19 protein-coding genes, 1 pseudogene and 1 riboswitch are annotated in these 23,528 nt (G+C 68.5%); of the genes and pseudogenes, 10 read left to right on the top strand and 10 right to left on the bottom strand.

Annotated features, from left to right (window positions below; translation table 11 throughout):
* Positions 1 to 116: 116 nt before the first annotated feature.
* The gene (locus AC5Y6X_RS01115; protein ID WP_499983677.1) at positions 117 to 1,856 is read left to right on the top strand and encodes a DUF3556 domain-containing protein; all 1,740 of its coding nucleotides are present in this window, start codon (positions 117 to 119) and stop codon (positions 1,854 to 1,856) included.
* Positions 1,857 to 1,911: 55 nt separating this feature from the next.
* Here AC5Y6X_RS01115 and metE read toward each other — a convergent pair whose 3' ends face one another.
* From metE to AC5Y6X_RS01075, 8 genes and pseudogenes are all read right to left on the bottom strand, one after another.
* Positions 1,912 to 4,206 carry a 5-methyltetrahydropteroyltriglutamate--homocysteine S-methyltransferase gene (gene metE, locus AC5Y6X_RS01110; RefSeq protein WP_499983674.1) on the bottom strand — a complete coding sequence of 765 codons (2,295 nt, stop codon included), beginning with the start codon at positions 4,204 to 4,206 and terminating at the stop codon, positions 1,912 to 1,914.
* Positions 4,207 to 4,337: 131 nt separating this feature from the next.
* Positions 4,338 to 4,504, bottom strand: a riboswitch (cobalamin riboswitch).
* Positions 4,505 to 4,597: 93 nt separating this feature from the next.
* Positions 4,598 to 4,786: pseudogene (locus AC5Y6X_RS01105) on the bottom strand (NAD-dependent dehydratase); the annotation flags it as partial.
* Positions 4,787 to 4,874: 88 nt separating this feature from the next.
* Positions 4,875 to 5,717, bottom strand: coding sequence for an SDR family oxidoreductase (locus tag AC5Y6X_RS01100; RefSeq protein ID WP_499983671.1), 843 nt, complete (start codon positions 5,715 to 5,717; stop codon positions 4,875 to 4,877).
* A 104-nt stretch (positions 5,718 to 5,821) separates the two neighbouring features.
* Complete coding sequence (locus tag AC5Y6X_RS01095; RefSeq protein ID WP_499983669.1) at positions 5,822 to 7,126, bottom strand: TetR/AcrR family transcriptional regulator; 1,305 nt, start codon at positions 7,124 to 7,126, stop codon at positions 5,822 to 5,824.
* 135 nt (positions 7,127 to 7,261) lie between these two features.
* Complete coding sequence (locus AC5Y6X_RS01090) at positions 7,262 to 7,909, bottom strand: nitroreductase family protein (protein ID WP_499983667.1); 648 nt, start codon at positions 7,907 to 7,909, stop codon at positions 7,262 to 7,264.
* Positions 7,909 to 8,838, bottom strand: coding sequence for an SDR family NAD(P)-dependent oxidoreductase (locus AC5Y6X_RS01085; RefSeq protein ID WP_499983664.1), 930 nt, complete (start codon positions 8,836 to 8,838; stop codon positions 7,909 to 7,911). Before AC5Y6X_RS01085 ends, AC5Y6X_RS01090 begins: the two co-directional genes overlap by 1 nt.
* Complete coding sequence (locus AC5Y6X_RS01080; protein ID WP_499983662.1) at positions 8,835 to 9,935, bottom strand: acyl-CoA dehydrogenase family protein; 1,101 nt, start codon at positions 9,933 to 9,935, stop codon at positions 8,835 to 8,837. The genes AC5Y6X_RS01085 and AC5Y6X_RS01080 overlap by 4 nt, the downstream gene beginning before the upstream one ends.
* Positions 9,932 to 11,083 carry an acyl-CoA dehydrogenase family protein gene (locus AC5Y6X_RS01075; RefSeq protein ID WP_499983660.1) on the bottom strand — a complete coding sequence of 384 codons (1,152 nt, stop codon included), beginning with the start codon at positions 11,081 to 11,083 and terminating at the stop codon, positions 9,932 to 9,934. Before AC5Y6X_RS01075 ends, AC5Y6X_RS01080 begins: the two co-directional genes overlap by 4 nt.
* 98 nt (positions 11,084 to 11,181) lie before the next feature.
* On the opposite strand from AC5Y6X_RS01075, the gene AC5Y6X_RS01070 reads away from it, so the two are divergent.
* The 7 genes from AC5Y6X_RS01070 (at position 11,182) to AC5Y6X_RS01040 (ending at position 19,967) form a co-directional block, all read left to right on the top strand.
* Positions 11,182 to 12,954 carry a nitric oxide reductase activation protein NorD gene (locus AC5Y6X_RS01070; RefSeq protein ID WP_499983657.1) on the top strand — a complete coding sequence of 591 codons (1,773 nt, stop codon included), beginning with the start codon at positions 11,182 to 11,184 and terminating at the stop codon, positions 12,952 to 12,954.
* A gap of 69 nt (positions 12,955 to 13,023) precedes the next feature.
* Positions 13,024 to 13,869, top strand: a complete 846-nt coding sequence (locus tag AC5Y6X_RS01065) for a CbbQ/NirQ/NorQ/GpvN family protein (RefSeq protein ID WP_499983655.1) — start codon at positions 13,024 to 13,026, stop codon at positions 13,867 to 13,869.
* A gap of 84 nt (positions 13,870 to 13,953) precedes the next feature.
* The gene (locus AC5Y6X_RS01060) at positions 13,954 to 15,072 is read left to right on the top strand and encodes an ABC transporter substrate-binding protein (protein WP_499983653.1); all 1,119 of its coding nucleotides are present in this window, start codon (positions 13,954 to 13,956) and stop codon (positions 15,070 to 15,072) included.
* Between the two features lies 1 nt (position 15,073).
* A complete protein-coding gene (locus AC5Y6X_RS01055; protein WP_499983651.1) occupies positions 15,074 to 16,201 on the top strand; it encodes a spirocyclase AveC family protein in 1,128 nt (375 codons plus the stop codon).
* Positions 16,194 to 17,183, top strand: coding sequence for an SDR family oxidoreductase (locus AC5Y6X_RS01050; RefSeq protein WP_324676608.1), 990 nt, complete (start codon positions 16,194 to 16,196; stop codon positions 17,181 to 17,183). The genes AC5Y6X_RS01055 and AC5Y6X_RS01050 overlap by 8 nt, the downstream gene beginning before the upstream one ends.
* 2 nt (positions 17,184 to 17,185) lie before the next feature.
* Positions 17,186 to 18,403: a cytochrome P450 gene (locus AC5Y6X_RS01045; protein WP_499983647.1), complete on the top strand. Its 1,218-nt coding sequence runs from the start codon at positions 17,186 to 17,188 to the stop codon at positions 18,401 to 18,403.
* 79 nt (positions 18,404 to 18,482) lie between these two features.
* A complete protein-coding gene (locus AC5Y6X_RS01040; protein ID WP_324676605.1) occupies positions 18,483 to 19,967 on the top strand; it encodes an aldehyde dehydrogenase family protein in 1,485 nt (494 codons plus the stop codon).
* Positions 19,968 to 20,055: 88 nt separating this feature from the next.
* Here the strand turns inward: AC5Y6X_RS01040 and AC5Y6X_RS01035 are convergent, their stop codons facing one another.
* A complete protein-coding gene (locus AC5Y6X_RS01035) occupies positions 20,056 to 20,415 on the bottom strand; it encodes a hypothetical protein (protein ID WP_499983642.1) in 360 nt (119 codons plus the stop codon).
* 147 nt (positions 20,416 to 20,562) lie between these two features.
* On the opposite strand from AC5Y6X_RS01035, the gene AC5Y6X_RS01030 reads away from it, so the two are divergent.
* The gene (locus AC5Y6X_RS01030; protein WP_499983640.1) at positions 20,563 to 21,708 is read left to right on the top strand and encodes a thiolase family protein; all 1,146 of its coding nucleotides are present in this window, start codon (positions 20,563 to 20,565) and stop codon (positions 21,706 to 21,708) included.
* Positions 21,705 to 22,496: a crotonase/enoyl-CoA hydratase family protein gene (locus tag AC5Y6X_RS01025; RefSeq protein ID WP_499983639.1), complete on the top strand. Its 792-nt coding sequence runs from the start codon at positions 21,705 to 21,707 to the stop codon at positions 22,494 to 22,496. Before AC5Y6X_RS01030 ends, AC5Y6X_RS01025 begins: the two co-directional genes overlap by 4 nt.
* Here AC5Y6X_RS01025 and AC5Y6X_RS01020 read toward each other — a convergent pair whose 3' ends face one another.
* Positions 22,497 to 23,513, bottom strand: a complete 1,017-nt coding sequence (locus AC5Y6X_RS01020) for an NAD(P)/FAD-dependent oxidoreductase (protein ID WP_499985158.1) — start codon at positions 23,511 to 23,513, stop codon at positions 22,497 to 22,499.
* Positions 23,514 to 23,528 lie beyond the last annotated feature (15 nt).

The following is a 23,528-nucleotide window of genomic DNA, read 5'->3' as shown; positions in this document are numbered from 1 at the left end:
CGTCTCCCCGGAACGTGCCGACCCAACGTCACCGTATCCGGCGCCGGGGCCGCGGGCAAAGATTCTTGGCCCCAACCCGAGCCACGCCCCTAGAACACGTTCTAGTCTGTGACACCATGGGATTTCTCAAGCCTGATCTGCCGCAGATCGAGATGGCCGAGTGGAGCAAGGGCACCCGCAGCGAGAAGATCCGCCCGATGGCGAGGCACTGGGCCGAGGTGGGTTTCGGAACACCGGTCGCGCTGCACCTGTTCTACGTCGTCAAGATCCTGCTGTACATCCTCTTCGCGTGGCTGTTTGCGTCGGCCACCAAGGGAATTGGCGGGTTCACCAACGTCGCGTCGTGGTGGTCGGAACCGATCGTGTTCGAGAAGGTCGTGCTCTACACCATGCTGTTCGAGGTGATCGGGCTGGGCTGCGGCTTCGGCCCGCTGAACAACCGGTTCTTCCCGCCGATGGGCTCGATCCTGTACTGGATGCGTTTCGGCACCATCCGGCTGCCACCGTGGCCGGATCGCGTCCCGGGGACCAGCGGCACCAAGCGCACCCCGTTCGACGTCGCCCTGTACGCACTGCTGCTGCTGGTGACGCTGCGGGCGCTGTTCTCGGACGGCACCGGACCGGTGCCCGAGCTCGGCACGACGATCGGGTTGCTGCCGACGTGGGAGATCGTGACCATCCTGGTGATCGTCGCGGTGCTGGGGCTGCGCGACAAGGTGATCTTCCTGGCCGCCCGCGGCGAGGTGTACGTGACGATGACGGTCACGTTCCTGTTCGGCGGCGCCGACATGATCGTCGCGTCCAAGGTGGTGTTCCTGGTGATCTGGGTGGGCGCGGCGACGTCGAAGCTCAACAGGCACTTCCCGTTCGTGATCTCCACCATGATGTCCAACAACCCACTGATGCGGCCCCGGTGGCTGAAACGGCGCTTCTTCGAGAAGTTCCCGGACGACCTGCGGCCCGGACGGCTGTCACGGATGCTGGCTCACCTCAGCACCGCGATCGAGATGTTGGTGCCGCTGCCGCTGTTCTTCTGCCACGGCGGCTGGCCGACCACCATCGCGGCGATCGTCATGGTGTGCTTCCACCTGGGGATCCTGGTGTCGATCCCGATGGGGGTGCCGCTGGAGTGGAACGTGTTCATGATCTTCGGCGTGCTGTCGTTGTTCGTCGCGCACGCCCGCCTGGGATTGAGCGACCTGAAACACCCAGTGCCGGTGGCGATCCTATTCGCCGTCATCGCGGGCATCGTCGTGCTCGGCAACATGTTCCCGCGCAAGATCTCGTTCCTGCCGGGCATGCGCTACTACGCCGGAAACTGGGACACCACGCTGTGGTGCATCAAGCCTTCCGCGAACGACAAGATCAGCCGGGGCATCGTGGCGATCGCCAGCATGCCGCAGGCCCAGCTGGAGCGGTTCTACGGCAGCCCGGAAGCCGCGCAGATCCCGATCTACATGGGGTACGCGTTCCGCGGCTTCAACACGCACGGCCGGGCGCTGTTCACGCTGGCGCACCGGGCGATGGCCGGCCAGAACGAGGACGACTACGTCATCACCGACGGCGAGCGGATCTGCAGCACCGCCATCGGCTGGAACTTCGGCGACGGCCACATGCACAACGAGCAGCTGATCGCCGCGATGCAGGAGCGCTGCCACTTCGAGCCGGGCGAGGTGCGCGTGGTCCTGCTGGACGCGCAGCCGATCCACAAGCAGATGCAGGAGTATCGGCTGGTGGATGCGGCGACCGGCGAGTTCGAGCGGGGCATCGTGCGGGTCGCCGACATGGTCACCCGGCAGCCGTGGGACGACGACGTTCCCGTCCAGGTGCTGTCCGACCTGAACCGCCGAGTGTGAAACTGTTGCGAGATCCCGGCGGCGGATTCGCAACAGTTTCACGCTCGCCGGAGCACTAGGCGCTCGCGCGGACTTCCCGCGCCGCGGCGACCATGTTCCGCAGGGAGGCGGTGACCTCGTCGGTGTTGCGGGTCTTCAGCCCGCAGTCGGGGTTGACCCAGAGTCGTTGCGCCGGAACGGCTCGCAGCGCCGCGCGCAGCGACTCCGCGATCTCGTCTGCGCTCGGCACCCGCGGCGAGTGGATGTCGTACACGCCCGGGCCCACGCTGTTGGAAAAGCCGGCGGCGTTCAGATCGTCCAGCACCTCCATGTGCGAGCGTGCCGCCTCGATCGACGTGACGTCGGCGTCCAGGTCGGCGATCGCCCCGATCACGTCACCGAACTCCGAGTAGCACAGGTGCGTGTGGATCTGCGTCGAGTCGGCGACCCCGGAAGTGGCCAACCGGAAAGCGCCCACGGCCCAACGTAAGTACTCGTCCTGGTCGGCGCGGCGCAACGGCAGCAGCTCGCGCAGCGCCGGCTCGTCGACCTGGATGACGGCGATGCCGGCGGCCTCCAGGTCCACGGTCTCGTCCCGGATGGCCAGGGCCACCTGGTTGGCGGTGTCGGCCAGCGGCTGGTCGTCGCGGACGAACGACCAGGCCAGAATGGTGACCGGCCCGGTCAGCATCCCCTTCACCGGCTTGTCGGTCAAAGACTGTGCGTAGGTGATCCATTCGACCGTCATCGGGTGGGTGCGAACCACGTCGCCGTAGAGGATCGGGGGACGCACGCAGCGGCTGCCGTAGGACTGCACCCAGCCGTTCTGTGTGGCGAAGAAGCCCTCGAGCTGCTCGGCGAAGTACTGCACCATGTCGTTGCGCTCGGGCTCACCGTGCACCAGCACGTCCAGGCCGAGTTCCTCCTGCAGCTCGATGACGTCGGCGATCTCCTTGCGCATCTTGCCGACGTAGGTGGCCTCGTCGATCTCGCCGGCCCGAAAAGCCGCGCGCGCCTTGCGGATTGCCGACGTCTGCGGGTAGGAGCCGATCGTCGTGGTCGGCAGCGGGGGCAGCTGCAGCCGGGCCTCCTGACTCGCGCGGCGCGCGGCCGCGTCGCCCCGGTGCGAGCCCGAGGCGAGGATCGCGTCGATCCGGGCCCGAACCTCGTCGTTGTGCAGCCGCGGGTCCTTCTTGCGCGAGGCCACCGCGGCGTTGGACGCCGCGATCGCGTCGGCGACCGTGTCGGGCCCGTCATGCAGTGCGCGCGCCAGCGTCACCACCTCGTCGACCTTCTCCCGCCCGAACGCCAGCCAGCTGCGCAGGGCGTCGTCGAGCCCGGTTTCGGGTTCCAGCGAGTACGGCACGTGCATCGTCGAACACGACGTGGACACCGCGACATTGGCCGCCGAGCCGAGCAGCGTCGCCAGCTTGCCCAGCGCCGACTCCAGGTCGGTGCGCCAGACGTTGCGCCCGTCGACGATGCCGGCCACCAGCGTCTTGGTGGCCAGCTCGGGAATGGCCGCGACGGCCGTGTCGGCCCCGGCGACCAGGTCGACCCCGATCGCCTCGACCGGCGTGCGGGCCAGTGCCGGCAGGGAGGCGCCCGGGTCGCCGAAGTAGGTGGCGACGTGGATGGCGGGGCGGTTGCTGACCGCGCCCAGCGCGTTGTACACCGCCTCGGCCAGCGCGGGCGCGTCGGGGGAGATGTCGGTGACCAGCGCCGGCTCGTCCAGCTGCACCCACCGCGCGCCGTTGTCGGCGAGCAGTGACAGCAGCTCGGAGTAGATCGGCACCAGCTCCTGCAGCCGCTCGATGGGTGCGCCCCCGCCATCGGCGCCCTTGCTCAGCAGCAGGAAGGTGACCGGTCCGATGACCACCGGGCGCGCCGGAATGCCTTGTCCGAGCGCCTCTTTGAGCTCGGAAAGCACCTTGTCCGGGTTCAGCGCGAACTGGGTTGCGGGCTCGATCTCGGGAACGAGGTAGTGGTAGTTGGTGTCGAACCACTTGGTCATCTCCAGCGGCGCGACCTCGTCGTTGCCGCGCGCGGCGGCGAAGTATCGGTCGAGTTCGTCGGGGACTTGCGCGACCCTGGCCGGCAGTGCGCCGAGCATGGCCGCGGTGTCCAGCATCTGGTCGTAGTAGGAGAAGGTGTTCACCGGCACCGAGTCCAGGCCGGCGGCCGCCAGGCCCGCCCACGTGTCGTGGCGCAGTGTGGCGGCGACGGACTCCAGTTCCGCTCGGCTGGTTCGCCCGGCCCAATAGCCCTCGGTGGCGCGCTTGAGTTCCCGCTTCGGGCCGATGCGCGGCGAGCCTGTGACCGTGGCGGTGAATGGTTGACTGCTTACAGGGGTCACGATTTCGTCCTTCATTCGACGGTTCGGTTCACCGCCGGCGGACGCGCAGCCGATGCCGTTGGCGGTACACAAACCGCAACGGCCACGGCCAAACGCCCATTCCACGAGGCGATGAGCCCGCCGGACGCGGCGCGCCCGGCACAGCCGGCAGGTCTTCGGACTCGCAGGCGCGCACCCCGGTGGTGCTCCTACTGGCCGTCGCTTCCCGGTCTTTCAGACCAGTGCTTGGTGACGGCGTTCGTTCCTGCATACCGCTGCGGGACAGTCCCGGACTCTCACCGGGTTCCCTCTTGCGACGCATGACTAACATGCCTCGCTCGATGCCGGCGCCGCGGCTGCGGCGACGGCAGACCAGCTGCGAGAAGCAGCTTAGTCAGCCCGCCAGCGCCTCGGCGATCGGGATGTCTCCGTTGTTGAACTCGATGGTGCGGTGGACGGTCGAGCCGTCGGCCAGCGCGTCCGTGTCGAGCCGCTCGATGTCGGCCACCACCGGGTGGGCGCCGGTGGCGGCGACGTCGTCGGAGTGGTCGGGGTTGCGGAAGACCGAGGTCACCTCGTCGCTGCGCTCGGACAGGATGCGGGCGAGCTGCAGCACGACCTTTACTCAACCGCGAGACTGCAGTTACCGACGCAAACGCCGAGTGGACCCGTCGGCCGTTGCAGTCTCGCGGGGAGACGACGGGCTAGAGCTTCACCCGCCCCATGATCAGATCGATGATCGGCTTGCCGGGCGGGTAGGCGCCGGTCAGCGACGCCATCGTGTGCCCGTAGTCCACCAGCAGCGTGATGCCGTTGATGCCGAAGGCGGCGGCGCTGTTGAGGAACGCCATGACGTCGCCCATCTGCTCCGGGGTGTGCACCTTGGAGCCGGTCTCGTCGCGGTAGTCCTGCGCGAAGGTGAGCCAGAGGTCGGCGTTGGCCTGGGCCAGCGGGGTGTCGGTGGGGCCCGGGCAGATCGCGTTGATGCGGATGCCCTTCTTCAGCAGCGGGTAGCCCTGGGTCGCGACGTAGGCGTTGACGACCTTCTTGGAAAAGCCGTAGTGGATGATGCCTTCCGGCTCGTGCGCCTTGACCCACTCCTGTGCCGCGGCGAAGTCCGGCGTGGCGAGGAACTCGTTCAGCAGGTCCAGGTCGTTTTCCCAGCCCATGCCGGCGACCGAGGAGATGAAGCAGATCGCCGAGCCCGAGGGCAGTTGGTTCTTCTCGAGCAGGCGCTCGATGAGGTACCGGTGGCCGAGGAAGTTGATCGCCATCAGGTCGGTTGTCCCGTCGGCGATGCCGGCGGCCGAGAACAGGGCGTGGACCGGGCCGTCCACCTGCTCGAGGGCGGCGTCGATCGACGCGGGGTCGCGCAGGTCCACCTGGATGGACTTGGCGACGTCATACTTCACCGGCGCGTAGTCCATCACGATGACCTCGGCGCCGAGCTCGCCGGCTGACTTGGCCGCCGCGGCGCCCATGCCCGTCGCACCGCCGACAACGAGCGCGCGCTTGCCGTCGTAGCGCAACCGATCGACAATGGTCATGGAAATCCCCTTCTCGGTAACTGCCAACCCGGTTCTAATTGGACAACTGTATGGGTAACAGTTATTTGGTTCAATACCGGGGTCCCGGATTGAGTTAGACGGTCTTACTTCCCGCGAACGGCGACGCCCCGCAGGCAGGTGTCGCGGGCGTGTATCAGCGCCGCGCGGCGGCCGATGGCGCGAAGAATGTTCTCCGGTATCCACTGCACCCCGATGACGCACCGCGCCAGCATCGCGGTGGAGGGCGTGTCGATCTGGATCTCGCCCGACCGAATCCCTTCGGAGAGCAGTGATTTCATCTGCCGAAGTCGTGTGGCGTACGACCACCCCGGGTTGGCCGTCGGCGGCGATTGCCGCATCCAGGCGAGCTGGATCCTGAACTCGTCGGAAAACTGGTCCAGCGCATTGACGTTGACCCAACTCAGCGCGTCCAGCTTTTCGATGGGGGTGGCATCGGAGCGCAACACGGCGACCCACCCCGCCTCCACCTTCTGCCCGAACGAGCGCATGATCGAGTCCAGCAGTTCGTCCTTGGACCCGATCACCCGGTACACGGTTCCGGTGCCAAGACCCGCCGCGGACGCGATGTCCCGGATGGTGGTGACCTCATACCCCTTGCGGCCGAACTCCGCGCGCGCCACGGCCCGTACGTGGGCCGCCTTGTCGGCGGGGTCCGCCTCGCGGTCGTCGGCCCACGTCTCGATCACGTCGCTCGCGCCCTTCAAAGCCTGGGATCGATCCAGGGCCGAGTCGGTCGGCGGCCGGGCCGCCAAGCCCTGCAAGATGATTCGGCACAGCAGCTGGGCCACCTGGTCGGCGGACGCGGTGTGCCGGATGACGTCGAGCCCGACCTGCAGCATGGTCTGGCAGATGCGGTCGGCCAGCGTGGGAAGGTCGATGTCGGGCTTGATGTAGCCGCTCCACCGGCCGGCACGCAGCGTTTGCAGCATCGCCTCCTGAATCGCGGTCGGCTGCTGCCGGGTGAGCTTCATGAGCTGCGGGTCGGCGCTCGGTCCCTCGTAGAACGACATCTGCAGGGCGGCCCGATGCTGGACGGCACACTTGGCGATCGCCGAAGCCAGCTGGAGGATCTTCTCCGAGACGGGTCGCGAGTCGGGTTCGTCCAGCCTGGCCTGGGCCGCGAGCCCGATGCGGTTCAGATCGTCCTGATAGCGGCGTATCAGCTCGACGAGGATCGCCTCTTTGGACTCGAAATGGTGATACAGGCTTCCCGGGAGAATGCCTGCCGCGTCGGCGATTTCCTGCAGCGACGTGCGCAGTCCGGACGAGGCGATCAGCGATGCCGCGGTCTGCAGGATCTCGGTGCGGCGCGTCCCGGAGTCGTCGGCGCCGGCCCCATCCAGGCGATCGGCCGGCCGCCTGGATGCCAAGGATTCGGCCTTGGCCATGACTAGTGGTACGCCAGCGCGGACGAGCGCTTTGACGGCATGCGCATTCGTCCTCCCGTCCGAACCAAATCTTTGTTAGAGGCTATCAGACCGGGTGCAAAGGAATCCGCTGTACAAAGCGATGAAAGACCCATTTTAAAGCGGGGGCCCGTCCCAGCGGTCGCGCGCGACCACCTCCTCGACGGGGCGCCGGCGGGCCGGCCGGAACGTGTGCCCGGCTTTGAGGCGGCCCACCGGCAGCAGGCAGCCCTGGACGTAGGTCGGCGGAATCCCGAGCAGCCGCCGGACCTCGTCCTCGCGGTGCAGGTGCAGCGTCGTGACGCACGTCCCGTAGCCGCGGGTGTGCAGCGCCAGTTGAAAGTTCCACACCGCCGGGAAGATCGATCCGTACAGCGTCGCCCGGTGAAACGACTCGTCACCGTCGATGCGCGGCAGATACGGCTCATAGCAGGGGATCACCAGCAGCGGCACCCTCGCCATGTTCTCGACCAACCACTCCGTCGACGACATCAGCCGGCCCTCCGGCGTGCCGGCCGGCAGCATGCCGGCGAGCAGTTGCCCGCCGACCCGCAGCAGATAGGCCTCCCGGTACAGCCCGGCGATCTTGTCCCGCAACGCGGGATCGGTGATCACCAGCCACCGCCACGACTGCTGATTCGAGCCGTTGGCCGCCTGCAACCCGATCCGCAGGCAGTCGCGAATGTCGTCGATGTCGACCGGCGCGTCCACGTCGAGCGACTTGCGCGCGGAACGGGTGGCGGTCAGCAGGTACTCGATGTCCATCAGGTGCTCACGCCGAGCCGGGCCGCCACAGCGAAGACTTCCTCGAAGATCGAATCGGGCACGGTGAACGGCTCGGTCGCCGACACCTCGGAAAGGTGGGCCTCGATGTCGTCGGCGGTCGGGTTGCCGTCCTTGTCCGCGAGCCAGCCCGCGCCGAGTCCGACGAAGACCCGGGCGAAACGACCGGCGCAGGCCGAGTAGTTCCGATGGCCGAACTCGCAGGCCCGGCTCGCCAGGAACACCACCATGGGCACCACCAACTCGGGCCTGATCACGCTCAAGAAACCAATCTCCTCAAGGGCTTTCGGGTCTCCGACCGTTTCGGTCACCATCCGCGAGAAGCCGAACGGGAGCACGGTGTTGGAAAGGATGCCGTGCTCGGCGCCCTCGATCGCGATCACGTTCGACAAGCCGACCAGGCCCGCCTTGGCCGCCGCGTAGTGGGCCTCCAGCGGCTGGCCGAACATGCCTCCCGAGGAGGAGATGAACACGAACCGGCCGTAGCGCTGCTTCTTCATCACCCGGTAGGCGGGCCGGCTCAGATAGAAGCCGCCGTCGAGATGCACGGCGAGCATCCTGCGCCAGTCGTCCGCGCTCAGCTCGTCGAACGGAATGCTGTTGAAAATCCCGGCATTGCTTACGACGGCGTCGAGCCGGCCGAAGCGTTCGACGGCCTGCTCGACAATCGCCTCACCACCCCCCGGGCTTGCGACCGAGTCGTGCGAGGCCACCGCGACGCCGCCCTCGCCCTGGATCTCGGCGACGACCTGGTCCGCGACGGTGACATCGGAGCCGTCGCCGTGCATGGTGCCGCCCAGGTCGTTGACGACCACCGAGGCGCCGCGCCGGGCCAGCTCCAGCGCATACAACCGGCCGAGGCCGCGGCCCGCGCCCGTCACGATCGCAACCTGGCCGGTGAAATCGATCATGAACTGCTCCGTTTCGCAAGGCGCGCACCGACTTCGGTGAGATACTCGTCGGGCCCACCGAGAAACGCGCTCCAGCCCAGCAGGCGTTTGAGGTACAGGTGAGCGTCGTGCTCCCAGGTGTAGCCGATGCCGCCGAACACCTGGATGGCGGTGTCGCCGACGGTGGCCAACCGTCCGGCGAACGCCTTGGCCCGCAAGGCGGACAGGTGCCGCTCCTGCGCGTCGGCGTGGTCGGCGGCCCACAGCGCGTGGATCACCCCGCTGCGGGCCAGCTCGACGGTTTCGTACATGTCGACGCACAGATGCTGGATCGCCTGGAACGAGCCGATGGCCTGGCCGAATTGCTTTCTCACCTTGGCGTATTCGACGGCCAGGTCCATCACGGCCCGCGCGGCGCCGAGCGCGTCGGCGGCGGTGGCGATGAGCACGTCGTCGACGACGGCCGCAATGGCATCCGGGGACGGCGTGGCCAGCCGGCGTGCGGGCGCGTCGTCGAGCGCGACCCGAAATCGCTTGCGGGTGGGGTCGATACCGCTGTCGGGGGTCACCGAAACGCCCGACGAGTCGGCCCGCACCGCGAAAAGCCCGGTCCCGCCTCCGTTCTCGGCAAGCACGAGCAGGACGTCCGCCGCGGCGGCGTCGGGGATCTCGGCCGCACCGCGCAGCACCACCTCCGGGCCTCGGTCGGCGGCGGTGACGGCACCGTCGTTGCGCTGCAGCGGCCCGACGGTGGCGATGGTGGTGCCGTCGGCGATTCCGGTGAAGAGCTCGGCGGCCGCGCCCTCGGCCCCGAGCCGGGCCAGGGCGCGCGGCGCGCCGACGGCGCTCGACAGCCACGGTCCCGGGTGCAGCGCCGCGCCGAGCTCCTCGGCCACGATGCCGGCCTCGACCATCGACATCCCGGCCCCGCCGCATTCCGGCGGCACCAGCAGGCCGGTCGTCCCGAGGTCGGCGAGGCCGCGCCAGACGGCGCCGGTGGTGCCGGTCGCGTCGTCGAGCAGCGCGCGCACGTGGCCCGAGATCGGCGCCTTCTCGGCGAGAAACCGCCGCGCCGTGTCGCGCAGCGCAACTTGCTCGTCGGTCAATTCGAGGTTCATTGGCGCGGCAACCCCAGCACCCGTTGGGCGGTGATGTTCTTGTTGATCTGGGTCGTGCCGCCCGCGATGGTCAGCGATCGCGACGTCAGCCGGTAATCGGCCCACCGGTGCTTCTCGCCGCCGGTGCCCAGCACGTCGAAGGCCAGCGCGGCCATGTCCTGCCCGATCTCGCCCCACACGGTCTTGGCCAGGCTGGCCGAACCGAGCGCTGCCTTGTCCGAGCCGCCGTGCAGCGTCGCGGAAATAGAGCGCTGGCAAAGCAATTCGAGATACTTGATGCGGACCCCGATTTCGCCGAGGCGCCGCAGTGTCACTGGGTCTTGACCGGCATTGGACGCGGCGAAGTCGGCCACCAGTTCCTCGAGCCGCACCTGCATCTCGGCGTAGAGCCGCGCGGCACCGGCGCGCTCGTGGCTCAGCGTGGTGGTGGCCACCTGCCAACCGCCGTCGAGGGGTCCGAGCAACGCGTCCGCCGGGACCCGCACGTCGCGAAAGAACAGCTCGGCGAAGTCGGTGTCACCGTTGAGCGTGACGAGCGGTCGGACCTCGATGCCGGGCAGCGTCATGTCGACGATCAGGCAGGAGATCCCCTTGTGTTTCGCCGCCTCGGGGTCGGTGCGCACATACAGCTGGCACCAGTCGGCGCGATGCCCCAGCGAGGTCCAGATCTTCTGCCCGTTGACTACGAAGTCGTCCCCGTCGCGCACCGCGCGGGTGCGCAGCGCCGCGAGGTCGGACCCCGCCTCGGGCTCCGACATCCCCTGGCACCAGATGTCGTCCGCGCGCATCATGCGGGGGAGCAGCGTCGTCTTCTGCGACTCGGTGCCGTACTGCATGATCGCGGGCGCGATGTTGTTCATGCCAATAACGTTGAGCGGCAACGGTGCCCGAGCGCGTGTGGTTTCCTCGGTGTAGACCAGCTGCTCCAGGACCGTCGCTCCGCGGCCGCCGTACTCGCGCGGCCAGGAGACGGCCGCCCATCCGGCGTCGGCCATGGTGCGGTTCCAGTCCCGCAGCATCGCGAACGTCGCGTCGTCGCGGCCGGAGGGCCGCCGGGCGGCGATCAGCTCGTCGGTCAGGTTCGCCGACAGCCACTCGCGCAGCTCGGCGCGGAACCGTTCCACCTCCGGCGGGTAGGAGAAATCCACGTCCTCTTGTTTACCTCGCGCGATTGACTGGGCCAAGTCCCGGACTTTACGTTGGAACAGATATTTGGTCAACGAGTCGCGGGGTTCGGAGGTGGCGCGTGGCGGGCGAAGCTCCGGGCGATCGGCTGCAGGCCCTCGGCCTGCTCGCCTCCGCGCTCGCCGGCCGGCCCCTGGCGGTCGCCGAACAGCGGCCGGGCGAACCCCCGTGGACCGACGGCCAGACGATCTACCTGGATTCCTCCGCGCGAAACCGCGCGAAGCTCGAAGCGGTGGCCGTGCACGCCTCGATGATCGCGGCCGGCAGCCTGGATCCCGACGTCGTTCGCGCCCTGGTCCGCCACCCGCGGCAGGCCAGGCGCTACCTGGCCCTCGAGGGCCATCGGGCGCTGGTGGCCAACGGCTACCTGCTGCCGCGCGCCTTGACGTCAGTGGGCGATCGCGACATCGCGAGCCGCAGCGACTCACCCGCCGCGTCCCTGCGACTCGCCGGCGGGCGGGTGGCGATCGACGACCCGCCGCCGGAATTCGGCGCGATCCGTCCGGCGAAGGTGCTGGCCGCGTGCTCGGCGGCGGCCAAGCGGGCGGACCGAGAAGACCCCCAACACATCCCACGCGGCGGCCCCAAAGAGCTCGAGGAACTCGACGACGGCGCTGTCGACGATTCCGACGATCCCGACATGTTCACCAGCCCGGTCGGTGGGGGTGGCTTCATCGGCAAGTGGCTGAAGAAGATGCTGTCCTCGGCGCGCAAGACCGGCAGCCGCGGCGGACCGCCCGGCGCCGACACCCCGACGCACCGGACCAACGCCGCCAACCGCGGTCTGCACGCCGTGTCGTCGCTGGCGTCGACCCCGAGCGAGGACGGCGAGGATGCCGAGGATGCCGACGGCCTGACGTATCCGGAGTGGGACGCCGCGCGCAACTGCTACCGGCCGGCGTGGTGCACCGTTCGCGAAATCGAGTCCGAAATAAAGGCATCCGCGACCCATGCGATCGACGACGCCATCGGCCTGCGGCGCCCGCTGTCCCGGCTCGGGATGGGTCTGCACCGCCGCCACCGCCAGTCGCAGGGTGATGACATCGACATCGACGCGGCGGTCGAAGCCCGCGTCGAGGTGCTGGCCGGGTCGGTGCCCGACGAGGCGGTGTACCTCGACAGCCTGCGGCGCCGGCGCGACCTGTCGGTGCTGCTCCTGCTCGATGTGTCGGGGTCGGCGGGGGAACCGGGGACGGTGGGCCGGACGGTGCACGAGCAACAGCGCGCGGCTGCCGCCAATCTTGCTGTGGCGCTTCATGATCTGGGTGACCGGGTCGCGCTCTACGCCTATTACTCGCAGGGCCGGCGCGCGGTGAGCCTGGTGCCCGTCAAACGGTTCGACGATCACCTCGACTCCCGAGTCATGAAGCGGCTGAACAGCCTCGAGCCCGGCGCCTACTCCCGCCTGGGTGCGGCCATCCGCCACGGCTCGGCGGTCCTGGAGGCGCGCGGGGGAACCTCACGGCGGCTCCTGGTCGTGCTGTCCGACGGACTCGCCTACGACCACGGGTACGAGCGGCCGTACGGCGCCGCGGATGCGCGCCGCGCCCTGATCGAGGCCCGCCGCCGCGGCACCGGCTGCGTGTGCCTGACGATCGGCGCCGGAACCGACGTGCAATCGCTGCGGCGGGTATTCGGCAGCACCGCGCATGCGACGATCGCCCGCCCGGATCAACTCGCCGGCGTGATCGGACCGCTGTTCCGGTCCGCGCTGCGCTCGGCCGAGGTTCGCCGCCGACCCGTCGCGAGCGCGGGGCAGTCGACGGCGAGCGTGCGTGTCGGTGCGGCGACACGCCGCCGACCGCGTACATCTGCGCACGTTCGCGGGCGGTGATGGCCGTTGAAACAAACATCTGTTCCGGTTAGGCTCCACACCAAGCGGGAGGGAAGCGGAAGGGAAGCTATGGCCAATGAGTCCGGGACTGTGTACCGGAACGGCGTGACCCCCGAGGCGGAGATGGCACGTCCCTTCTACAAGGCGATCGGCAGCGAGGAAGCCATCTTCAAGGCGGCCTACCGGCAGGGCTTGTCGCTCGTCCTGAAGGGGCCGACGGGCTGCGGCAAGACCCGCTTCGTCGAGGCGATGGCCTACGACCTGGGCCGGCCGCTGATCACCGTCGCCTGCCACGACGACCTCACCACCGCGGACCTGGTCGGCCGGTACCTGCTGCAGGGCGACGAGACGGTGTGGGTGGACGGCCCGCTCACCCGGGCGGTGCGCGAGGGCGCGATCTGCTACCTGGACGAGGTGGTGGAGGCCCGCCAGGACACCACCGTGGTGCTGCACCCGCTCGCCGACCACCGGCGGCAGCTGCCCATCGAGCGGCTCGGCATCACGCTGGACGCCGCGCCCGGCTTCGGTCTCGTCGTGTCCTACAACCCGGGCTATCAGAGCGTGCTCAAGGACCTGAAGGATTCGACGCGTCAGCGCATGGTCGCCGTCGAATTCGGTTTCCCCGCACCCGAAGTCGAAGTGGGCATCGTCGCGCACGAGGCGGGCGTCGACGACGCGACCGCCGCCGAGCTGGTGCGTCTGGGGCAAGCCATCCGCCGGCTGGAGACCGGCGGGTTGCGTGAGGTCGCGTCCACCCGCGTGCTGATCGCGGCGGGCAGGCTGGTCGCCGAGGGCCTGACGATGCGGGAGGCCGCCCGGGCCGCGATCGCCGGGCCGCTGACCGACGACGTGGCCGTCGGCAAAGCCCTCAACGAGATGATCGACATCTACCTGGGTGCTTCCGATGAGGATTGACGCTGCATACGGGCCCCGCTAGGGTCTGAACAAATATTAGGTTTTCGGTATCGGGCGCGCGAGGCTGCCACCCCGGGAGGTCAGATGTCCTACGAAAGCACCGCAGAGCCGATCAAGGTCGGCTACCTGATGGACTTCACGCTGCCGCCGGGATTCCCGGAAGAATTGTTGGCGAGTTTCACGCGGTGCTTCGACCTCGTCTTCGAAGAAGCCCGTGAACAGGGCCTGATCGATCGCCCAGTGCAGATGATCTACCGCGAGGTGGAGGGGTTGCCCAAGGGATCGGTCAAGGCGGTGATCGACGCCTTCGGGGAGCTGGTCGACGAGGGCTGCCTGGTGGTGTTCGGTCCGCACATCACCGACAACTGCGTGCCCACCCGCGAGGCGATCGAGGAGCGGTTCAAGGTCCCCGCGATCAGCGTCACCGGCACCGACGACTGGCTGGGCGAATGGACGTTCTCCTTCCCGCAGGGTTCGATGACCGACGAGCCGATCTTCATCGCGGACCTGGTCGCGAAGCGCGGGCTCACCGAAATCGGGGTACTGGTCGAGCAGAACCTGATCGGCGAGAGCTATCTCAAAAACCTGCGAAGCGCGTGCCGCCGCAACGGCATTCGGATCGTCGCGGAGGCCCCGATCGCACAGACCGCGCAGGACATCAACGAGGCCGTGCGCACCCTGCACGACGCGAAGGCCGAGGCGATCGTGCATCTGGGCTTCGGCTTCGGCATCGTGTTCATCAACCCGGCGCTCGAGGCCGTCGAGTGGGACCCGCCGCGATTCACCACCACGGCTTTCCAGAACGCGTGGGTGAACCCGATCATGTGGAACGCGTTCATGGGCTGGGTCGGGGTCGATCAGTACGACGAGGCGAATCGAGTCGGCCAGGATTTCCTCGACCGTTACGCCGAGAAGTACGAGGGCAGCCGTCCCGAATATTGCGTGCCGGTGGTCAACCACGACGTCGCCGCCACGCTCGTGCGCGCCTTTGCCGACGCGCACCCGCTGAGCCCACGCGGGGTCAAAGAGGCGCTGGAGCGGGTGAAGATGATGCCCGCCGCCTCCGGCGCCCCCGGCACCCGGGTCTCCTTCGGCAAGTGGACGCGGCGCGGGTGGATGGGCGCGGGCTACCTGGTGGCCCGAACCCTGGACGCCGACGGGACCAACTCGCACCTGGTCGATCGCTTCGGAGCGGAGGGCTGAGATGGCCACGGAACAGTCCGTACTCGGGCGGCCGGACGAGGCGCCGCGGGCAAAGCGCGGCTGGGGCGGATGGATCGCCGGCGCCGCCCTCGCGGCGTTCGCGCTCTTCTTCATCGCGAACTGTCGCGTAGCCCTCGACCCGCGCGTGGCCAACCCGAATGTCCAGGGCCGGCCCCGCCCGGTCAGGTTCATCTTCGGCCTGGACTACATCACCTTCCTGCACATCTCCACCGTCATCATGCTGCTGGTGCTGCTGGTGGTGTTCGTCAGGGGCTGGCGGCGCAACCCCGGTAGCCCGGTGATGCTGATGTTCCTGTGCACCACGCTGATCGTGTGGCAGGACCCGATCATGAACTGGGCCCCGTTCGCCGTGTACAACCCGGACCTGATCCACTGGCCGGAGTCGTGGCCGCTGGTGTCGCTGTCGCCGACCGTCGAACCGTTCGTCGTATTCGGTTATGTCACTTTCTATTTCGGGCCGTACTTCCCGGCGGTCTGGATCCTGCGCAAGCTGCAGGCCAAGTACGGGCCGACGGCGTTCGTGTCGCGTCACCCGCTGGTCAGCCTGGGCCTGCTGACCTGTGCGATCGGCTTCGTCTTCGATGCGTGGCTGGAGATCCAGCTGGTCCACATGGGCATGTACATCTACTCGCAGGTCATTCCGTGGGGCTCGGTGTTCACCGGCACGACGTTCCAGTTCCCGCTGATCTGGGAGTCGTTCTCGGTGACCTTCGTGATGGTGCCCGCGGCGATCCTGGTCTATCGCGACGACACCGGTAAGTCGGTGGCGGAGAAGCTGGCCGCCAAGGCCAAGATATTCCCGACGCGCCCGGTGCTCGGGACGTTCCTGGTGATGTTCGCCATCATCAACGTGTCCTACTTCGCCTACGGCACCTGGTTCGCCGTCATCAAGGCCACCAAGGCGGCGACCTCGGTCGCCTGCCCGTGGCCGTATCCGGAAGCCAAAGTCTATGACCCGCAAGGCTTTTACGAGAAGGCGGGCGCGCAGGGCCCCTACTCGGTCGGCATCTGGTCGACCTGGATGAGCGGGCAACCGAATGGCCGACCCGATGTGCAGCCGCCGCCGCCCGGCGAAGGTGCCTGCGCGACACCGAGCAAGAATGGGTGAGCCCCGCAGCGTCGTCATCACCGGCGCCTCTCGCGGTCTGGGCTTCGCCTCGGCGGTTCGCCTCTACCGTGAGGGCTGGCGGGTGGTCGCGGCGATGCGCACGCCGGAGAAAGGGATGGCGCACCTTCGTGAGGCGACCGGTGCAGGCGAAGAGGACGACCGGCTGATCGGCGTGCAGCTCGACCTCACCGACAACGCGTCAATCACCGCCGCGGCCAAGGCAATCGAGGAAGCCGTGGGCGCCCCCTACGCGCTGGTGCACAACGCGGGGATCTCCGCCGCCGGAATGGTGGAGGAAACCGATATGCAGCTCTGGCAGAAGATGTTCGCCACCAGCGTCCTGGGCCCGGTCGCGCTCACCCAGGTCCTGCTGCCCGCGATGCGCGCGGCCGGCGAGGGGCGCATCGTGCTGATATCCAGCGCGGCCGGGGTGCGCGGTCAGCCGAACACCGCGCCGTACTCGGCGGCCAAGGGAGCGCTGGAGCGGTGGGGGGAGTCCATGGCGTGCGAGATCGCGCCGTTCGGTCTCGGTGTCACCGTTTTGGTGAGCGGCATGTACGACACCGACATCATCACCGACGCGGGCACCATCGACGACCGTGATTTCGACGGTCCGTACGCGCGGCTGCACAACACCATCGACACCCGCGGCAGGTTCGCGATCCGCTTCGCCCGGCCACCCGAGCGGTTCACCGACGGACTGGTCAAGGCGCTCGACGACCGGAAACCGTTCCGGCGCCGCGGTGTCGGCCCGGACGTCGCCATGCTGCTGGCCGCCAACAGGATCCTCCCGGCCTCCGGCATGCACCACGTGTCGCGGATCGTGCTGGGCATACCCAGACAGGGCTCGATGCGGGGCGGGGCGTGGCCGTTGACGGCGGCTCAACGGGCCATGGTGGTCGTCGCGCGCGTTCTTCCGGCGCCGGTGCTGCAGCGCCTGGCGTCGCTGGCGGCCAAGCGCCGCAAGGGAAACGAGGGGTAGCAATGGAACAGCTTTTCGACGATCTGGAGGATTTCGGCGCCTTCGACGACGCCATATCCGGTGACGTGCGTGATCCGTACACCGAGCTGGCGCGGCTGCGCCGCGAGGAACCGGTGCAGCGGCTCGAGACGTCGGGAGCCCTTCCGCACGAGGAAGGGCTGCCGATATTCATCGTGTATCGGCACGAGGACATCCAGCAGATGCTGCGCGACAACGAGACGTTTTCCTCGGCCGCCGTCATCGCGGCATTCGGCCCCGTGCTGGGGGAGGGCGTCATGCTCGGCATGGACGAGCCGATCCACGGGCGGCTGCGCTCGTTGGTGTCGAAGGCGTTCTCGCAGAAGTCATTGGCGCGCTGGCAGGACGAGTTGGTCGGCCGCGTGGCCAACGGCCTGATCGACAAGTTCGCGCCCAACGGCAAGGCCGATCTGGTGAAGGAATTCACCTTCGACTACCCGAGCCAGATCATCGCGGGCCTGCTGGGCTTGCCGGAAAAGGATTACCCACAGTTCCAGCGGTGGTCGATTTCGCTGCTGAGCTGGCTGATGAACCCCGAGCGCGGGCTGGCGGCCTCGGCCGCGTTGTGCGACTACTTCGCGCCGATACTCGAGGCCCGCCGGGCCGAGCCGAAGGACGACCTGATCAGCGCGCTTGGCGCGGCCGAGATCGACGGGGAGAAGCTGGCGGACGAGGAGATCTTCTCGTTCCTGCGGCTGCTGCTGCCCGCCGGCGTGGAGACCACGTATCGCGCGCTGGGCAGCCTGCTGCTCGCGCTGTTGAAGGATCCGCCGCAACTGGATGCCATCCGCGCGGACCGGTCGCTGCTGCCGCAGGCGATCGAGGAGGGCGTGCGGTGGGAATCACCGCTGCTGACCATCACCCGGGTGGCGACCCGCGACACCGAACTCGGCGGCGTGGCGATTCCGGCCGGGGCGACGGTGATGCCGATGCTCGGTTCGGCGAACCGGCAAGAGGACCGCTATCCCGATCCCAACAGGTTCGACATCCACCGAGAGGCCCGGGCGCACCTGGGGTGGGGGCACGGCGTCCACGTGTGCCTCGGCATGCACCTGGCGCGGCTGGAGATGCGCACCGCCATCAACCTGCTGCTGGACCGGCTGCCGAATCTGCGGCTGGACCCCGACGCCGAAGACCCGCACATCCGCGGGCAGGTATTCCGGTCGCCGACCGCGGTGCCGGTGTTGTTCGATCCCCAATGATCCCGGCAGCTTGCCAATCGGCTAGTTTCCAGTAAGGCTCTCCGTAGCCCCTGCAACGAGTCAGAAGAGAGTGACAAACATGACTGAGGCTGTAAAGGTCCGCTTCGAGCCGAAGATGATGATCGACGGCAAGCTCGTCGACGGCCAGGCCGGCACCTTCACCAACATCAACCCGGCCACCGAGGAGTCGCTCGGCGAGGTCGCCGACGCGTCGAAGGCGGACATGCACCGGGCCATCGACGCCGCCCGGCGCGCCTTCGACGAGACGGACTGGTCCACCAACCGGGAGCTGCGCAAGCGCTGCCTGTTACAGCTGCACGAGGCGATCGAGTCCGAGAAGGAGGAGCTGCGCGAGGAGCTCATCCTCGAGGTGGGATCGCCGCGGGCGATCACCTTCGGGCCCCAGCTGGACGCCCCCCTCGAAGACGGGCTGAAGTATCCCGCCAGGCTGATCGACGAGTACGCCTGGGAGACCGACCTGGGTGACAAGGTGATCAGCCTGACCGGCACGCTGACCACCCGCAAGGTCTGGCGCGAGCCGGTGGGCGTGGTCGGCGCGATCGTGCCGTGGAACTTCCCGTTCGAGGTCACCCTCAACAAGCTCGGCCAGGCGCTGGGCACCGGCAACACCGTGGTGCTCAAGCCGGCGCCGAACACCCCGTTCAACGCGACCCGGCTGGGCCGGCTGATCGCCGAGAAGACCGACATCCCCGCGGGCGTCGTGAACGTCGTCACCGCGTCGGATCACTTTGTGGGAGAAGAGCTCACGCTCTCGCCCAAGGTCGACCTGATCTCGTTCACCGGCTCGACGGTGGTCGGGCAGCGGATCATGGAGAAGGGCGCCGCGACCATGAAGCGGCTGTTCCTGGAGCTCGGCGGCAAGTCGGCGACCATCGTGCTGGAGGACGCCGACTTCGGGATGGCGTGTGCGATCGGCATCGCGCCGTGCATGCACGCCGGGCAGGGCTGCGCGAACCCCACCCGGATGCTGCTGCCGCGGTCCCGCTACGACGAGGGCGTGGCGATCCTCAAGGGCATCTACGAGAACGTCACGTGCGGTGACCCCCAGGATCCCGGAACGCTGTGCGGCCCGGTGATTTCGGCGGTCCAGCGCGACCGCGTGATGGGCTACATCCGCAAGGGCGTCGAAGAGGGGGCCACCGCGCTGGTCGGCGGACCCGACGCGCCCACCGGCTTCGACAAGGGATTCTATGTCAGGCCAACGCTTTTCACCGACGTCGACAACTCCATGACGATCGCGCAGGAGGAGATCTTCGGCCCGGTGCTGGCCGTCATCCCGTTCGACGACGAGGAGGACGCGATCCGAATCGCCAACGACAGCAAGTACGGCCTGGCCGGCAACGTGATGTCGGGTTCGCTGGAGCGCTCGCTCGCGGTGGCCCGCCGGATCCGGGCCGGCTTCATGGGCGTCAACGGCGGCGCGCCGTACGGCGCCGACACCCCGTTCGGCGGATACAAGTACAGCGGGGTCGGACGCCAGAACGGCGTCGCCGGGTTCGACCAGTACACCGAAATCAAATCGGTCGCGTATCCGGCCGGCTGATTGCGATCGGCGCGAGCGTGCGTGTCTGTGCACAGACACGCCGCGCCGCGCGGCATTCTGCGCACGCTCGGCGGGTGTGAGAGAAGGGCTAGCCGCCGGTTCCGTTGTCGAGACCGAGATGGGTGATGAAATACCAAGGGATGCCGAGCAGTTGGACCGCGGCGACGAGAACCAACGCGGCCAGCGCGACGAGCAATCCCGCGATCCGCGCCCGGGTGCCGATCGGCGAACAGCCGAGGATCAGAAACAGGACAACGAAACCCCATTCCGCCCACATGAGGATCCGTTTGGGCGCGGCGGCCGCCTTGTCGTAGTCGGTGAAGTGCGAATCGGGAAAGCCGGTCAGGTACAGATCCCAGCCCGCCATGAACGCCAGCAACAGCGCGGCCGCGGCGCAGGCTACGCACGCGAAGACCGCCAGGGGGCGCCGCACTTCGCCTTGGACCACCTTGACCACCTCGTGGATGCCGCAGACCGGCACTTTCTCACCGCGAGCAGCCGACGTCAAACGCTCCCAGGACCACCCCGCTCAGCAACCGCCCAACGCGTTGGTTGACAATCGACGCAAGACCCCGGAGTCAAAGGAGACATCATCATGGCTGAAGCCGTCATCGTCGAGGCAGTGCGCTCACCGATCGGGAAACGCAACGGCGGGCTGTCCGGGGTGCACCCGGCCGACCTGTCCGCGCAGGTACTCAACGGTCTGGTCGACAAGGCCGGCATCGACCCCGGGATCGTCGACGACGTCATCTGGGGCTGCGTCATGCAGGCCGGCGAACAGGCCCTCGACATCGGCCGCACCGCGCTGCTGGCGGCCGGCTGGCCGGAGACCGTGCCGGGCGTGACCGTCGACCGCCAGTGCGGGTCGAGCCAGCAGTCGATCCATTTCGCCGCCGCCGGCGTGGTGGCCGGGCACTATGACGTCGTCGTCGCCGGCGGTGTGGAGTCGATGTCGCGGACCCCGATGGGCTCGTCGCTGGCCAACGGCGGCAACCCGTACCCGAAGGCCTTCAAGGAGCGGTACCGCCAGACGCCCAACCAGGGCATCGGCGCCGAGATGATCGCCGAGCAGTGGGGCCTCGACCGGCTCGCGCTCGACGAGTTCTCGCTGGGATCGCACGAAAAGGCTGCGGCGGCACAGGATTCCGGTGCCTTCGACGACCAGATCGTGGGCATCAAGGACCAGGACGGCAACGTCGTCCTCAAGGACGAGGGCATCCGCCGCGGCACGCCGATGGAGAAGATGGCCTCGCTGAAGCCGGCGTTCAAGGAAGACGGCGTGATCCACGCGGGTAACTCCTCGCAGATCTCCGATGGCTCGGCCGCCATCCTGTTCATGTCCGCCGAGAAGGCCAAGTCGTTGGGGCTCAAGCCGCTGGCCAGGGTGCACACGGCGACGCTGGCCGGGGCCGACCCGGTGATCATGCTGACCGCGCCGATCCCGGCGACGCAGAAGGTGCTGAAGAAGTCCGGGCTGTCCATCGGCGACATCGGCGCCTACGAGGTCAACGAGGCGTTCGCGCCGGTGCCGCTGGCCTGGCTCAAGGACATAGGCGCCGACGAGAAGAAGCTCAACCCCAACGGCGGGGCGATCGCGCTCGGTCATCCGCTCGGCGGTTCGGGCGCGCGGCTGATGACCACGCTGCTATACCACATGCGGGACAAGGGAATTCGCTACGGCCTGCAGACGATGTGTGAGGGCGGCGGCCAGGCCAACGCCACCATCGTGGAACTGTTGTGACCGACGCGCCGGGGGCCCTGGCCGAGCGCCGCGGCAACGTGATGGTGATAACCATCAACCGGCCGGAAGCGCGCAACGCGGTGAACGCCGCCGTCAGCATCGGCGTCGGCGACGCCCTCGAGGAGGCGCAGCACGACCCCGAGGTGCGGGCGGTGGTGCTCACCGGCGCCGGCGACAAGTCGTTCTGCGCCGGCGCCGACCTCAAGGCGATCTCGCGGCGGGAAAACCTGTATCACCCCGACCATCCCGAGTGGGGCTTCGCCGGCTACGTCCACCACTTCATTGACAAGCCCACCATCGCCGCGGTCAACGGCACCGCGTTCGGGGGCGGCACCGAGCTGGCGCTGGCCAGCGACCTGGTGGTGGCCCACGAGCGCGCCCAATTCGGGCTGCCGGAGGTCAAGCGCGGGCTGATCGCCGCCGCCGGCGGGGTGTTCCGGATCGCGCAACAGCTGCCCCGCAAGGTGGCGATGGAGCTGCTGCTGACCGGTGACCCGCTGACGGCATCCGACGCGTGCGAGTGGGGCCTGGTCAACCAGGTGGTCACCGACGGCTCGGTGCTGGATGCGGCCCTGGCCCTGGCGGCGCGGGTGACCGTCAACGCGCCGCTGTCGGTGCAGGCCAGCAAGCGCATCGCCTACGGGGTCGACGACGGCGTCATCGCCGACGACGAAGCGGGCTGGGAGCGCACCGTGCGCGAGATGCGTTCGCTGATCAGGTCCGAGGACGCCAGGGAGGGCCCGCTGGCGTTCGCCGAGAAGCGGGAGCCGGTCTGGAAGGCTCGCTGATCAGTGCGCCAGGACGTTCACCCCGGCCCGAAACGCGCCGGGCAGCAGCACACCCGCCGGCACGACGGCGCGGCGCATCACCCGGGGCGTGCTGGCCAGCACCAGCGCGCGCGTCAGTAGCCGGTAATCGCGGGTGATCCGGTGCCACGCGGCCTCGTATGACGACGGAGCGTCGTCGACGATCGCCCCGACCGCCGCGGCCGCCTGCTTGACCGCGAGGCTGATGCCCTCGCCGGTCAGCGCGTCCTCGTAGCCCGCCGCGTCGCCCACCAATAGCACCCGGCCCGCGACCCGGCGGGAGACCACCTGTCGCAGCGGGCCGCAGCCCCGTGCCGGTCCGCGGTCGGCGCCCGCCAGGTGCCCCGCCAGACGCGGGAACCAGGCGAGGTCGGGTTGTCCGCGAGACAGGATCGCCACCCCCACCAGATCCGGTTCCACCGGCGTCACGTACGCCTCACCCCAGCGCGACCAGTACACCTCGACGAACTCCGACCACACCGGTACCCGGTAATGCCGGCGCACGCCGTAACGCCGCGGTCTTCCGGCGACCGCCTTGATGCCCACCGCGCGTCGCACCGCCGAATGCAATCCGTCGGCCGCCGCCAACCATTTCGCACGCACCCCGGCGGCCGTCACGCCGCGCGCGTCCTGCTCGACGGTCGTCACCTTCGCCCGGATCCATTCGGTGTCTTGCTCTTTGGCCCGCGCGGCCAGCGCCGCGTGCAACGTGGTGCGCCGCACGCCCCGGCCCGGGCCGCCGCGAAACCGCGCCTCGGCCCGACGATGTTCGCTGACGTAGGCGATGCCGTGAAACGGCATGCCGACCGGGTCCACCCCCAACGACATCAGCTCGCCGAGCCCGCCGGGCATCAGCCCCTCGCCGCACGCCTTGTCGATGGGGCTCTCCCGCGGCTCGACGACGATCACCGAAAGTCCTTGCCCGCGCGCATGTAACGCCGTGGCGAGGCCCGCCGGGCCGGCGCCGACGATGAGCAGGTCGGTGTCGTAGGACATCAGCGCCGTTCCTCCTCA

The organism is Mycobacterium sp. NGS26, assembly GCF_059813025.1.
The sequence above is the reverse complement of the archived record's forward strand: the minus strand, read 5'-3'. Positions and strand labels throughout refer to the sequence as shown.

What these genes read in the sequence shown, in the direction of transcription:
- AC5Y6X_RS01115 (WP_499983677.1), top strand. Translation starts at nt 117, where the DNA reads ATGGGATTTCTCAAGCCTGATCTGCCGCAGATCGAGATGGCCGAGTGG.
- metE (WP_499983674.1), bottom strand. Translation starts at nt 4,206, where the DNA reads ATGAAGGACGAAATCGTGACCCCTGTAAGCAGTCAACCATTCACCGCC.
- AC5Y6X_RS01100 (WP_499983671.1), bottom strand. Translation starts at nt 5,717, where the DNA reads ATGACCATTGTCGATCGGTTGCGCTACGACGGCAAGCGCGCGCTCGTT.
- AC5Y6X_RS01095 (WP_499983669.1), bottom strand. Translation starts at nt 7,126, where the DNA reads ATGGCCAAGGCCGAATCCTTGGCATCCAGGCGGCCGGCCGATCGCCTG.
- AC5Y6X_RS01090 (WP_499983667.1), bottom strand. Translation starts at nt 7,909, where the DNA reads ATGGACATCGAGTACCTGCTGACCGCCACCCGTTCCGCGCGCAAGTCG.
- AC5Y6X_RS01085 (WP_499983664.1), bottom strand. Translation starts at nt 8,838, where the DNA reads ATGATCGATTTCACCGGCCAGGTTGCGATCGTGACGGGCGCGGGCCGC.
- AC5Y6X_RS01080 (WP_499983662.1), bottom strand. Translation starts at nt 9,935, where the DNA reads ATGAACCTCGAATTGACCGACGAGCAAGTTGCGCTGCGCGACACGGCG.
- AC5Y6X_RS01065 (WP_499983655.1), top strand. Translation starts at nt 13,024, where the DNA reads ATGGCCAATGAGTCCGGGACTGTGTACCGGAACGGCGTGACCCCCGAG.
- AC5Y6X_RS01060 (WP_499983653.1), top strand. Translation starts at nt 13,954, where the DNA reads ATGTCCTACGAAAGCACCGCAGAGCCGATCAAGGTCGGCTACCTGATG.
- AC5Y6X_RS01055 (WP_499983651.1), top strand. Translation starts at nt 15,074, where the DNA reads ATGGCCACGGAACAGTCCGTACTCGGGCGGCCGGACGAGGCGCCGCGG.
- AC5Y6X_RS01050 (WP_324676608.1), top strand. Translation starts at nt 16,194, where the DNA reads ATGGGTGAGCCCCGCAGCGTCGTCATCACCGGCGCCTCTCGCGGTCTG.
- AC5Y6X_RS01045 (WP_499983647.1), top strand. Translation starts at nt 17,186, where the DNA reads ATGGAACAGCTTTTCGACGATCTGGAGGATTTCGGCGCCTTCGACGAC.
- AC5Y6X_RS01040 (WP_324676605.1), top strand. Translation starts at nt 18,483, where the DNA reads ATGACTGAGGCTGTAAAGGTCCGCTTCGAGCCGAAGATGATGATCGAC.
- AC5Y6X_RS01030 (WP_499983640.1), top strand. Translation starts at nt 20,563, where the DNA reads ATGGCTGAAGCCGTCATCGTCGAGGCAGTGCGCTCACCGATCGGGAAA.